Below are 14,013 nucleotides of genomic sequence, written 5' to 3'. Positions count from 1 at the left end.
CGATAGGTCTTAAAAAATATATAAATTCAAAGATTTAAAGGAACAAAATCTTAACATTTATCAGAAGTAAGAATACACTCAATAGGCTTGCACTTTTATTTAGCGAACAAGGACTGTTATGAGTCAGAAAAATTTCAGCAAATTGAACGAGACCGAGCTTGAGTATGTCGATGATAAAACAGCGGCACTACTCCTCAATACGCCCACCAGTGCGCGAATTATGTTGTGGGTGATCGTTCTGTTTTTTATTGCTGCTATTGGGTGGTCTGCATGGGCAGAGATCGACAAAGTTACCGTTGGCCAAGGCAAAGTGATCCCTTCCTCTCAAATCCAAGTGGTGCAAAACCTTGAAGGTGGCTTAGTTAAAGAGATCTTAGTTAAAGAAGGTCAACGTGTTCAGAAAGGTCAGCAGCTACTGTTGATCGATGACACTCGATTCCGTTCGGACTTCCGCGAACGTGAACAACAAGTGGCGAACTTAACCGCCAACGTGTTGATGCTATCCGCTTCATTAACCAGTGTCGTCATTAACGAAGAGTTCTCTGTTGAAGAGTGGAAAAAAAGCGTGTTGCTTGATTACGGTAAACTCGCCTTTCCACCAAAATTCTACGAGCTTCAGCCTAAACTGGTTAATCGCCAAAAAGCCGAATATCGTCAAGATCTGAATAACCTAAAAAACCAACTTTCTGTTTTTGATCAACAAGTTGAACAGAAACAGCAAGACCTAGTTGAGATTAAGGCGCGGGTTCGCAACCTAAAACAGAGTTACCAGTTTGCTCGCCAAGAACTGGATATCACCAAACCCCTCGCCGATGAAGGTGTGGTACCACGAATTGAATTACTTAAACTGCAAAGACAAGTGAACGACACTCGCCGAGAAATGACCTCAAGCGAGCTAAAAATCCCTCTGCTACGCTCAGCAATCAAAGAATCCATGCTCAGCCGTATTGATGCCGCACTGAACTTCCGCTCCGAACAACAAGAAAAGCTCAATCAAGCGCAAGATAAGCTCTCTGCAATGACCGAATCGGCTGTTGGCCTTGAAGACCGAGTAAACCGTACTGTGGTGGTTTCTCCTGTAACTGGCACCGTTAAAACATTGGGTATTAATACTGTCGGTGGTGTTATCCAACCGGGTATGGACATCGTTGAAATTGTACCGACAGAAGACTCTCTATTGGTTGAAGCGAAAATCGCCCCGCAAGATATCGCTTTCCTACGCCCAGAATTGACTGCCATCGTTAAATTCAGTGCCTATGACTTCACTAAATACGGCGGCCTAGAAGGCGTGTTAGAGCACATCAGTGCCGATACCACTCAAGATGAAGAAGGCAACAGCTTCTACATCGTGCGTGTGCGCACCGAAAAACACAATTTTGGACAGAACGAAGAGTTGCCAATCATTCCGGGCATGACCGCCTCAGTCGATATCATCACAGGCAAAAGAACCGTGCTTGAGTACATGTTGAAGCCACTATTAAGTGCTCAAAACAATGCACTAAAAGAGTAAGGACGTTGGATGTTTGATAACGCCTTTCAGTACGCAGTAAATAGACAAGAGCAGAGGCTATGAAGTCTCGGATTTCGCTATTGCTGCTAGTTCTTACCTCTTTTACCTCTGTGGCGCTCAACAAGAGCGACCAAAGGTGGATAGATGCGGTGACCAAAACCTACGGCGATAGAGCCGGAAAGCGAGTGGCAACGTGGCGTTCAAACATGACGTCATACGACGGATTAAGTGAAAAAGAGAAGCTCAGGTCAGTGAACCAATTCTTCAACCAGATGTACTTTGTCGATGACAACATACTGTGGGGAAAAAACGACTATTGGGCAACACCACTGGAGTTTTTAGGCAGCAATGCTGGTGACTGTGAAGATTTCACTATCGCAAAATATTTCTCTTTGCTTGAACTGGGCGTCCCAGATAAGAAATTGCGATTAGTGTACGTAAAAGCACTGGAGTTAAACCAATTCCATATGGTGTTGGCGTACTACTCAACACCGAGTGCAGAGCCATTAATTTTGGACAACTTAAACCCTGAAATTAAACGCGGTTCCAAACGCCCAGATCTAAGACCAATTTACAGTTTTAACGGTAAAAACCTTTGGTTGATAAAATCGGCAGCGGGCAGCGGGAAATTAGCAGGGAAATCTTCAAGATTGAGCTTATGGAACGACTTACGTTCACGTGAGCGCTCTCTAAAATTAAACAAACCCATTATCAATTACGATGAGTAGGTACAATGACTTTATATAAACAGCTTGTGGTCGGGATGGTTGCAGTGTTCATACTGCTGATGACGTCAGTTTTTATGATCGAATTCAATACCACCCGTGGATACTTAGAGGAGCAGCAACGCTCTGAGGTAAGTAATACCATTAATACTGTTGGACTGGCTCTCGCCCCTTACCTAGAAGAAAAGGACAAGGTGGCAGTAGAGTCTGTTATCAACGCCCTGTTTGATGGCAGTTCTTACTCAGTCGTTCGATTGATCTTTCTCGATAGCGGTGAAGACATTCTCCGCTCATACCCTGTAAAGCCAACTGGCGTACCAGAGTGGTTTACCAACCTAAACCTGTTCGAGCCTGTTCATGACCGCCGCGTGATCACCAGTGGCTGGATGCAATTGGCCGAGGTCGAGATCGTAAGTCACCCAGGCCCTGCCTACGATCAACTTTGGCAAGCATTCATCCGCTTACTGAGCATATTTGGCACGATCTTCTTGCTCGGTTTGGTGTCTATCTCTTGGATCCTTAAGCGCGCTTTACGTCCGCTCTCGTTGATCATTACCAAGATGGATCAGATCGCCAAGAATCAGTTTGGCGAACCTCTGGCTCGTCCAAAGACAAAAGATCTCACCTTGGTTGTCGATGGTATCAACCACATGTCGACTCAAGTTGAACTGGCATTTAAAAACCAAGCGAAAGAAGCTCAGAAGTTACGTGAAAGAGCATATATCGACCCTGTATCTCAGCTAGGTAACCGTGCTTACTACATGTCTCAGTTAACTCAATGGTTAGAGGAGTCGAGCTTAGGTGGTTTAGCGGTACTTAAAGCGGAGTTTATCAGTGAAGAGTACGATGAAAAGGGCTATCAAGAAGGTGATGCCTTGGTTCATCAACTGGCTGAACAGCTGCAAGCTTCAATTTCATCTCCAGATATCACCATCGCTCGTATTTCTAGTGACGAGTTCGGTTTCATCATGCCAAACATTGATGAGAGCGAACTGAAACTTGTCGCGAGCAGCATCGTAAACTGTATCCAGAGCCTAGGTTCAGACCCAACAGGCACTGCGAATCCACATATTGCTCTTGGTGTGACCTACAGCAACAAGCGTAAAACCAGTACTGAAATCATGTCGCTGGTGGATAACGCACTCTCAAGTGCCAAGGCGAATCGAGAACTTGCTTACGGCTACGTAACCGCAGACGATCACGGCGCAGTGATGGGCAAACAACAATGGCGTATGTTGGTTGAAGAAGCGATCATCAACGACCTCATTACCTTCCGTCTGCAGGCTGCAAACAATGCCTTTGGTAAAACGTATCACCAAGAGGTGTTCTCTGCGATTGAAAAAGATGGCGTGCGTTACGGTGCTAACCAGTATCTATACGCGCTAGAACAGCTTGAAATGAGCCACATTCTCGACCAATACGTTATTGAGAAGATGGTTGAAAAGCTCAATGCAAAAGAAGTAACCAGCCCAGTCGCTATTAATCTCTCGCCAAGCAGTATATCTCAACCAAGCTTCATCCGTTGGATCGGTAAGACGCTTGAACAGAATGCTTCAATCGCTCACCTGTTGCACTTTGAGATTCCAGAAAACTGCTTCATCAACGTTCCGCACTACACGGCACTATTGTGTAACACCATTCGCAACGCTGAAGCGGTGTTTGGTGTCGATAACTACGGACGTAACTTCCAATCACTGGATTACATCAACGAATACCGTCCAAGTTATGTGAAACTAGATTACCTGTTCACACATAACCTTGATGACGAAAAACAGAAGTTCACCTTAACATCGATCTCTAGAACCGCTCACAACCTAGGCGTCACCACCATCGCGTCTCGAATAGAAACTCAGACTCAGCTAGATATCCTGTCTGATAACTACGTAGAAGTGTTCCAAGGCTTCATTGTTGATAAATAGTTGTAAGGGTTATATCACATGCAAGATCCACTATTGAACTCACTGATCTACGTTAGCCGGTATTACGGGTTAGCTAACTCGCCCGAAGCGTTGATCAATGGGCTACCACTATCAGACGGAAAGCTAACCCCTTTCCTATTCCCTCGTTCTGCTGAACGAGCAGGATTGGTGGCAAAAGAAAACCGTTCCGACTTAGAAAAGATTCCTCACCTGATACTGCCTGCTGTCTTACTGCTTAAACAAGGCGAGGCGTGCGTTCTCAACAGCATTGATTTAGAGAAGCAAGAAGCGGAAATCATTACTGCAGAAAGCGGAATGGTGCCAATCATCATTCCTGTCGAAGAGCTGAAAGAACAATTCATCGGCCGCTACTTCTTGGTAAAGAAACAGTTCCGCTATGATGAACGTTCACCAGAGGTTCTAAAAACACGTAAAGGGCATTGGTTTTGGAGCACGATTTGGGAATCTAAAAACATCTACCGAGATGTGTTGATCGCCTCGATTCTGATCAACATCTTCGCAATTGCCGCGCCGATGTTTACACGCTTGGTGTACGACAAGGTAGTTCCCAACCTCGCCTTTGAAACTTTGTGGGTGCTGGCAAGTGGTATCTTTGTCGTGTTCCTATTCGATTTGCTGCTCAAATTGATGCGCAGCTACTTCATTGACGTTGCCGGTAAGAAATCCGATATTCTCATTTCCTCCAAACTGTTCAGTAAAGTACTGGGGATTCGTATGGAAGCGAAGCCTGCTTCTGTCGGTGCTTTCGCTAAAAACTTGCAAGAGTTCGAATCCATTCGTGAATTCTTTACCTCTGCAACCATTGGCTCGTTAATCGACCTCCCCTTCGCACTGATGTTCTTAGCGCTAATTTGGTTAATGGCTGGAAACCTTGTGTTTGTTCCCGTTGCTGGCGTGGTCATTTTGATCGTCTATGCATTGCTAATCCAAGGTCCACTGCGCCGTACCATTGAGGAAGGCTCTCGTCTTGCTTCGCAGAAGTACGCGAACTTAATCGAGAGTTTGGCAGGGTTAGAGACGGTTAAGCTGTTCAGTGCGCAAAGCCAATTCCAATTCCGTTGGGAAGAAGCCGTTGCTCACATGGCGAATTGGAATATCAAAAGTCGACGCATCACTGACAGCATCCAAAACACCGCCGGCTTTGTTCAGCAAAGTACTAACGTTGGTATGATCATCTTTGGCGTGTATCTAATTGCAGAAGGTGAACTTACGATGGGTGGCTTGATCGCTGCAACCATGTTGAGCGGCCGAGCGATTGGCCCGCTTGTTCAACTGTCTTTGCTTTCGACTCGTTACAACCAAGCGAAGTCATCAATGACTCTGATTGAGCAAGTCATGTCGATGCCAGATGAACAAGAAGAAGGTAAGCGCTACATCCACCGCCCTATTATTCAAGGTCATATCTCGCTCGACAAAGTGACGTTCCACTACCCTGATTCGCCCGTGGCTTCTATCAGAGATTTAACTCTGCATATTAAACCCGGTGAGAAAGTGGCGATCATTGGACGTATCGGTTCAGGTAAAACCACACTAGAACGTCTGATTATGGGCCTCTACAAGCCCACAGAGGGCCATGTACGCATTGATGACACGGATATGGAGCAACTGCATCATGTCGACGTACGACGCAATATAGGTTGTGTTCCGCAAGACAGTAACCTGTTCTACGGTTCAGTAAGAGACAACATTACTTTAGGTCGTCCTTTGGTGGATGACCGTGACGTGATGGATGCAGCAAACCGTGCAGGGGTAACCGCGTTTACTCAACAAGATCCTGCAGGTTTGGAACGCCAAGTGGGTGAAGGTGGTGCCTTGCTGTCTGGTGGACAACGTCAGTCAATTGCCATTGCTAGAGCCTTCCTTGGCCGTCCGCCAGTGTTGTTGATGGATGAGCCGACCAGTGCTATGGATAACCGTTCAGAGATGCACATCAAACACCAACTTAACCAATTGCTACCAAGCGAGACGTTAATTCTGATTACACACAAAACGTCGATGTTGGACATTGTCGATCGAGTGATCGTAATGGAGAAAGGCTGCATCATTGCAGATGGTCCTAAAGCACAGGTTCTTTCAGACCTTAAACAAGGCCGAGTGAGAGCCGTTAGTTAGAGCGCTCAAGCCACCTAAATAAATAATTATCAGTAGAAACCAAAAGGGGGAGCATCAGCTCCCCTTTTTTATTTGTCAGTATCGGCACCTTAACCATACGTAACTTTGTGTTCAGCACAAAAGTCTACAAAGCAATATCCTCTTGCTCCATCTTGAATGAACATTGGATCTCGTATTGGTTGAATGAGAAAACACTTCCGCCGTGGGTTCGCTTGGTTGTGACTGTCTCATCACCAAATTGAATCGTCACTCGGGTATACACTTTTTCGTGTACCTCTACAGTGCATTCAGCAAGGTTGGTTGCAAACTCCGCTTCGAGTGTATCTAGCTGCGACTTTGTGTTTTCAATTGCGAGATTATTCTTCTCACGTTGCTGCTCAATTTCTAGGGCTTGCTCTTCGCTTCTCTCGGTTTTAGGGCGCTTCTTAAATTCTAACTCTTGGCGAATCACACCCATGGTTTGCTCTTGAGTGTGTTTATAAGCTTCCTTCAGCTCGGCTAGCTTTTGTCGGTAACCATCGTAGCGCGCAAAGCCATGTACTTTAGTTGCGGTGTCTCCCTCAACACCTAAGAAGACACATTCTACTTTCCCGCCGACTTTGGCTTCACCACCGCTGAGCGTGCCGTGTTTTTTCAAACTGTCCATCACGATAAGGTTGTTACCACAGCGAATGTCATTACTCATACTGTGCACACCAAGTCTAAGGTCGTTGGCCGTTTGTAGCTCAGCATTCTGTGCGTAGCTTGCTGTGATAGAGCCTTTACTGAATACCTTACAACTTTTTGGCTCCCCCTCTTTAGTCGTATGGCCGATAATGCCTTTGGCGACTTTGATATCCCCCTGGGCTTGAACTTCGGCCGATTCGATAAAGCCACCAACCGTAACACTTCCGGTCGCCTTGACGATCATCCCCGGCTCGATGTTGCCAGAGACGAAGACATTACCTTTAAATTTAACATGCCCAGTTGAGACATCGACGTTGCTGACACATAAGGCGTCATCCACTTCGATGGTTCGATCTTTAATGATGGGCAATCCAGGGTGTGAGGCGAGTAGTAAATTGGGATCTTCAGGGGAGATGTAGGTGCCCTTTCCTGGCTTGATTAAACTGTCTTGCCCAGGAAGCGGTGGGATAATTCGGCCTTGAACGGTAAAGCCAGCGATACCTTTGGTAGCGGGGGTACGTTTCATTAAGTGATCATTTTGACCAACGGTAATGGTTTGTCCCAAGTCTCGCATATCAATCTTGCCTTCGTCTTTGCTGCGAGGCTTCAAGACTTGGCGAGTAATATCTTCAACCAAAGCGGCAAACTTAGCATCCTTACCTTTTACTGGTTGTGTCCCTTTAGCGACGGGCTGAGTAAACTTTTCCCCGGGCTTAAGTTTGCTACTCATCATCAGAACTTTTCTGAGCGCTAACTTATTTATTCCTTTTGTTATTTGAGCTAGAGATAAGCACTGAATGATGTCGCTGCCACGCAGTGGGTGTCCATTGTAGGGACCAGTGACCACGAGGCTCGCCAACATCTCATCATCAGACAGTTCGACCGCAACAGTGGCATTTCGAACTTCGGCAATCAAGATTCCTTCATAAGCTTCACCCTTACCTTCTTTAGCAAGAGTAACGAAACGCAACACCTCTTCTTCGAAAAGAAAATAGTTTGATGCATTCAAAGCTTCCAAGGTTGGTGGCAGCGTCTTGTTATCAAAGCTTGCGTCAACCACAGTCCCGGTTGGCAGACATGCCATTACTTGTTGCTTGTCTTCCGACAATGTAACGATGTTATCCCACATTCGAATTGAGTATCCCTAATGACTCAGTTGTTATTCAGTCTATATAATTCATTCTGCGCTGAGTATCACATTATTAGAATAATCAGCGTCACATCACTTACTTTCGATTCTGCAAACATGACTCATAAATAAGACTTACACATTTTATGATCTGCTTCGCCTTTACAAATACATAGGAAAATTTTTCCAGAATATTTCGTGCGATTGAATGTTGATTCGATGTAGGGCTAGATAGTAAAGGCGAATAGCTTTAGAAGATTAAAGGCTGTAGTGGAGAGATGAAACAGAAGTGATGTAACAGATAATCAGGGTAAAAACGGATTTGAATATGGAGCTTCAGTTTACAGTGTAAATCCAAGATTCTAATTTACACTGTAAATCTAATTTGTAGCGGTCAGTCTATTTAAATGATGGCTAGCCTATTTACACTGTAAATTTGCTAGCAAAACATCGACATCTTTACGAAACTGAATCTCTGCTTGTTTTCGACCAACAAGATTAAACTGTTCGACACAAGTCCCCCACTCTTTCTGCTGAACAACCTTTGCGATGAGTAAGTCAGAAATACCTATGTTTCGATCGTTGCTGAGTAGAATCAAGTTCAGTACGCTGAAGCTGATCGCATCATAACTGTTGCCACCGTTCACGTGATTTCTAACTAACTGAGTTTCAAACTCGCTAACAGTGTGAACACTCTTTGGCAGCAGCGCTCGTACCATATCGGTTTCAAGTGAAACCAAAGAACCTGAAACAAGAAAACAGTAGCTACGCTCGAAGTGATTTTGAACTTGGCTTATCCAGCCTTGAGAGTTTGAGTTAAGCGCCTTAACCATCAGAACCGAGTGACAGCCACTGGCCTGATCTCGCTGGTGGCCGATGTGCACAGCTTCAAATTCACTACCACGCCAAAAAGAAATCAATTCGCTGGTCGCGCCAAAACTTGTCGCCAGATAATCTGCTTGGCTGGTTTGCTGTGATAACTGAGCCAACATCCAACGGCCAATACCCAAACCTTGATGACGCGCTGAAACAGCAATGCGCATCACTCGAAGGCAACGACTGCTCGCCGCATGAGTACAGCCAAGTTGGTTTGCCAGTAATACTGGAGCAAGGTGACCTTGAGGCCTGCGTTTTCCAAGTTGAATTTGAGTAATCAACTCGCTGTCCAAACCACCCTCTTCCGTCACTAACATACAACCTAAACATTTATCTTGCTGCCAAGCGGCGTATAAACGGATTGCTGGATTGTTGAGAAACTGCATTAAGTCATTAGGCGAGGTCTGATAGTGCGCATCCACAAGAAGAGAAAAACATTGTTGTAGCTGCTCAGGATTAGCCAAGCATTCTGCTTTTGATAACTCGCCCAAGTTTAATTGGTTGATTGCGTCAGCAGAAAAGCCTTCGATTTCATCAACCGCCGATTCAGTGACTGATGCGTCATTACCAAGTAGGAAGCAATCAAACAACCAAGCTTCTAGCGGATCGTTGCTATTCCAACGAATCGGTTGTTCGAGCTTAAAGCCTTTCCACCCCGGACGATGCTCAGAAAGCCAAGACTCAAACTTAATACCGAACCCTCGTCCACTGCCTTCGTAACCATGTACCGTGGTTGAAAAGACCATACGGTGATAGATGTCGACCATGGATTTAAGCATCGGAATTGGAATTGCAGCTGCTTCGTCAACCAATAACAGATCGCAATCAGGCTTAGATTTAAGTAATTCATCTGTTGCGACGAATCTTAAACTGCCACCTTGATGACGAATGTGAGTAGCGTTTACCACTTCGCAAGATTCCAACCCTTGGCTAGCATGGGAAAATACCGGCTCTACCGCTTTCACTGAAGGTGCGGTAACAACAATATTAAACCCGTGACGCTCAACTAACAGCTGCGCAGCGGCAATACCCAATGTCGAACTTTTACCACGCCCTCTATCCGCAGTGAGAATCAAAGGACGTTTACGGTGTCCAGACACCACTTTTTTGACTAATTCAACAGCCGTGTTTTGCTGTTCAAATTTATCCAATCCGTTTTGGGCGCTTTGCATCTGAGGAAGAACGTGAGTTGCTTGAACTACATCGCAGGCTTCATTGTGTTGTGAAACAGACATCAGTTTATCGAAATGACGTTTTAACCAACGTTGACCAAAGCTTTCACTATCTTCAGAGGCATTAACTTTTGGCGGCAACACCAACAACAGCCCACCACCAACTAACGAACCCAACGCGGCACTAAAACCATTCGCATCGAACTGCTCTCTAAAATCACAAACAAGAACCTGACACTCACGACCAAGCAGTTGTTGGCCTTTTTTTACTGGAGCATGAATCACACCTTCAAATGGCGTACCGCCAATCTGGAAGATGCTCGGACTGTGTGAGTCTTGAAGGAAAGTAAAAACAGCTGAGTTTTGCCAATCAAATTCGCCATCAAAGACCACGCCGTAACGGTGATCGTTATGTTGAGCAATATTAGAAAGTGTATGCAGAAAAGTGTTGGTTGGGTTTGTCATAGTTAGCGTCCAGATTCATCTAAACACAGTTTATCACAGCCAAATAAAAAGCCGCATTAAGCGGCTTTAGAGGAGTAATGAAAAGTCGTCGACTTAGTCGAGCTTCGATTGAACGAAGGCGAGGATTTCTTCCATTGTTGCATCATCAACTTTCTTAAGGTTCAACGCCAAGTTTGAACCCTTGCGGCTGTATGATGCGCGGCCCTTAATAAGCTCAACTTTTGGAGAAGCTTTCTTCGCTGGCGCTGGCGCCAATTCAAGAATCCAACCTTCCAAAGTTTCTGTCACGTCTTTGGTTAGACGAGTTACGCCTTGAGCTTCGCTACGCTGCCATACGAAACCTTCAGAAGCATCACACTTAGTAAGCAGTGTTTGCTGCTGTTCACTCGTCAATCCACCAAACTGCTTGTGCAGTTTAACAATAGTTGGACGACCAAGGTCGCTCACATTTGGGTAAGCTTGTAGCAATTCAAGTGGTAGAGCAGCTGCTTTCAATGCACCACTCACTAAAGCTTCACTGCACTGGAACATTTTAGCCAGTGCTTTCTGATCTTCAGCTTCGCCTTTATCCAGCTTCGCTTGCATCTCTTTGCCCTTCTCGTAAAGAGAAAGCGGTTTATGAGCGTTAGCTACGTCTGATAGGAACTTAGCGTGTTCGCCGTTAATGTTTTCAGCAACATAGATTAGGAACTCTTTGTCAGCCAAAATACATGACATACGACGACGGCTACCATCAAGAACTTCAATCTTACCGTCTTTGTTCTTACGACCGACCGCTGGGTATTGCTGACCACGTTCTTTCAATGTTGTAAGAACATCAGAAAGCGCGTGCTCGTTTAAGAAAGATTGCTCACGAGCGTTCTCTTCAAAAACAACCGTTCGAGTAGCCACTTCAGCCGCAGGAATTCGAACCAATTCAAATGAAACCAAATCTTCGCCAGCAACAGAAAGCTCAATCACTTGAGCCTGCTCTTTTGCCGCTGTTTGCGCTTCTTGTGGTGTTGCTACGCGACGTTTGTTTGCTTTACCAAATAGCTTTGCATTTAAGTCAGATGTTTTAATTGCCATTGTTGTTATCCCTGATTAAGTGAAGGCCAGTTGCTATGTAATACGCGCTCTAATTCTAGAGCACTTTTTTGTACTGCGTCTTGAGCAACAGCTAGAGTTTTCTTACCGCCCTCAAAGTCGCTCACCGTTAGATCGAAAACCGTGCTGTAAGTGTCGGCACAGGTTTCAAAAGCACGGCTTCTTGGAATGGTTGCCATCATTACTTGGTCATTCAACAGGTAGTTCATTTCAGTCAGAACTGACACCTGTTTCTTGTTGTCGTCTTCAAACATGGTTGGCATTAGACGAACAAATTCGAGCCCTTTCCAGTCATCCGGGAACATTTCGTAAACCGTTGGTAAGTGCTGGAAGAAGTTAACCGTTGAAGCCCAATCCAAACGCTTAGCTGCACATGGAATCAGAAGTGCGTTCGACGCGTACATTGCATTCCATACTAGAGGGTCAACGTGCGGGCCGGTATCAATCATAATCACATCGAAGTCATCGGCGATTTTGTCGATAAGCTTCTCTTTTAACAGACGAACAATATCAAGTGACTGATCTTGTGAAAGGCTTTGCCACGCTTCAGCGTTAAACATCGCATCTTCTGGGAAAGCAGAAATTGTCTTCAGGTTTGGATACTGAGTTGGCAATAGTACGTTCTTACGAAGAAACTCTAGATCGACATCTTGGCCTTCAGGCACGTTGTCCAACATGATATCGACGGCAGAATAGATGCTGTCGTGCTCTGCCCCACTAATTTGTGGATTTAGGAACAGACGCAAAGAGCCCTGTGGGTCCAAGTCAATCAGACAGATACGGTAGCGCTTATCCAAATTCAGAGACAAACAAGCGGCTAAGTGAACTGCTGTCATTGATTTACCCGTACCACCCTTCTGGTTTTGTACGTTGATAATCCATGGCTTATTGTCAGCGTGCTGCTTACGTTCATGGAACTTCGGCACTTCTGCCGCGTCCATCAACATGTGAGCTTCTGTCAATGAAATCGAGTAATGATTAGCGTTGTTCTTTGTGAACTGATGGCCATCAGCTTCAAGTTTAGTGATCGCTTCATCGAGCTTACGACGCGTTAAACCAGAACGAGTCTCCATCATAGCTTTAGACATTGGAGGGAAATGTTCATCACTTCGCTCTTCCAAAATAATCTCAATTCGGTCAGCCTGAACTTGTTGAGTTTGTTCGGCTAGCTGATAGAGCTTATCAATCGTTTGTTCTCTTTTCATTGCCAGTTTCCGTAATGATTAACTAAGTACAAATTGTACAGCGATTAACAACAAACACAACAAAAACATGAACATACATTTATGAGTAAAATCACATAAAATAGACCGCGTTTTTACAATTTGATGAAACATCGCCTTAGACAAACACAAAAATGACTGTTTCTATCATGTATAACCATGCTATTTCTAGTCTACATTTTAAATGTTACAGCATCACTTATTTACAATGTAAATGGAATTTCAACGAAAAACCTTCGGAACGATTGAAATACAACCGTAGATTACGGTTGGTGTGATTTGCATTCGAATTTATAGATTTTCAATCCAATAAAAATTAAAAAACACTCAATGACCAAAAAATTCAAAACAGAAGAGAAGATGGGGTGTCAAAAAACAACAGAGGATTGGAACCTAACCGGAAGAATGATCATGGAGCACATCCAGTATAAGATAATTGATAACGCCAAATTATGAAGCATGATCAAGGCGTAAACTGAGCAATATTGATCCGAGCAACTGCACATTGAAAATGATCAACCTCCGGAAAAATGATCAAGTAAACATAGTTCCGGAAGCATGTAATTTATGAACTAAGTTACGGACAAATGCTTTTGGAATGGGGATTCAACGCCTATAAGGGCTCAATGATTGAAAATTCAATCGACACAGACCAAGAATACACAAACATGACAATTTCATGATCATGCTTCCTAGTTAAGACCCACCCGCTCTAAATACATCAAAGCAATCCATTTCCAGCGGATACAGACTAAATTTTGCACTCAATAGGGTAGGAACGATAAAAAAGTATGCTCTCTTGATCATTGTTCCGATAGATTGGCCACCACAAGTGTCCACTTAGACAAGTCAAAAGCGACTTAGAAACCGATGTTGAATTCCGATCTGTGGATAAGCTGTATAAGTATAATGATCATGCTTTCGAACCAATAATGATCATGCTTACAATGACTTAATGATCATCGTTCTGATGTTCTGTGATCATGCTTTCTTAAGTTTAATGATCATAGTTTCGGAACCTTTATGATCATGCTTTCCAAGGCGGTTTATTTTAATGTTTTAAATTCAGCCACTTATAAGCAAAGTCACGTCCAGATCATTAGATCACT

Annotated in this window: 8 protein-coding genes; 4 read left to right on the top strand and 4 right to left on the bottom strand. The window is 44.4% G+C overall.

Annotated elements, in window-relative coordinates; translation table 11 throughout:
* Nucleotides 1-118 precede the first annotated feature (118 nt).
* Genes AB4517_RS17335 through AB4517_RS17320 form a run of 4 tightly spaced genes read left to right on the top strand, consistent with a single transcriptional unit; the run spans nt 119 to nt 6,287 of the window.
* Nucleotides 119-1,510: an HlyD family type I secretion periplasmic adaptor subunit gene (locus AB4517_RS17335; protein ID WP_048660519.1), complete on the top strand. Its 1,392-nt coding sequence runs from the start codon at nt 119-121 to the stop codon at nt 1,508-1,510.
* Nucleotides 1,511-1,569: 59 nt separating this feature from the next.
* Nucleotides 1,570-2,238, top strand: a complete 669-nt coding sequence (locus AB4517_RS17330) for a transglutaminase-like cysteine peptidase (protein WP_019823329.1) — start codon at nt 1,570-1,572, stop codon at nt 2,236-2,238.
* A gap of 5 nt (nt 2,239-2,243) precedes the next feature.
* A complete protein-coding gene (locus AB4517_RS17325; RefSeq protein WP_017061208.1) occupies nt 2,244-4,154 on the top strand; it encodes a LapD/MoxY N-terminal periplasmic domain-containing protein in 1,911 nt (636 codons plus the stop codon).
* An 18-nt stretch (nt 4,155-4,172) separates the two neighbouring features.
* The gene (locus AB4517_RS17320; protein ID WP_372123608.1) at nt 4,173-6,287 is read left to right on the top strand and encodes a type I secretion system permease/ATPase; all 2,115 of its coding nucleotides are present in this window, start codon (nt 4,173-4,175) and stop codon (nt 6,285-6,287) included.
* Nucleotides 6,288-6,411: 124 nt separating this feature from the next.
* Here the strand turns inward: AB4517_RS17320 and AB4517_RS17315 are convergent, their stop codons facing one another.
* The 4 genes from AB4517_RS17315 to AB4517_RS17300 form a co-directional block, all read right to left on the bottom strand.
* The gene (locus AB4517_RS17315) at nt 6,412-8,082 is read right to left on the bottom strand and encodes a DUF342 domain-containing protein (RefSeq protein WP_372148945.1); all 1,671 of its coding nucleotides are present in this window, start codon (nt 8,080-8,082) and stop codon (nt 6,412-6,414) included.
* Between the two features lie 419 nt (nt 8,083-8,501).
* Nucleotides 8,502-10,595 carry a GNAT family N-acetyltransferase gene (locus AB4517_RS17310; protein ID WP_372148942.1) on the bottom strand — a complete coding sequence of 698 codons (2,094 nt, stop codon included), beginning with the start codon at nt 10,593-10,595 and terminating at the stop codon, nt 8,502-8,504.
* 93 nt (nt 10,596-10,688) lie between these two features.
* On the bottom strand, nt 10,689-11,663 hold the full coding sequence (locus AB4517_RS17305) for a ParB/RepB/Spo0J family partition protein (protein ID WP_017065141.1): 975 nt from the start codon (nt 11,661-11,663) through the stop codon (nt 10,689-10,691).
* Nucleotides 11,664-11,668: 5 nt separating this feature from the next.
* Complete coding sequence (locus AB4517_RS17300; RefSeq protein WP_017061213.1) at nt 11,669-12,886, bottom strand: ParA family protein; 1,218 nt, start codon at nt 12,884-12,886, stop codon at nt 11,669-11,671.
* Nucleotides 12,887-14,013 lie beyond the last annotated feature (1,127 nt).

The sequence above is a fragment of the Vibrio sp. 10N.222.52.C3 genome (assembly GCF_041474195.1).
GTDB classification, from domain to species: Bacteria; Pseudomonadota; Gammaproteobacteria; order Enterobacterales; family Vibrionaceae; genus Vibrio; species Vibrio crassostreae_C.
This window is presented reverse-complemented; position numbering and strand designations above follow the sequence as displayed.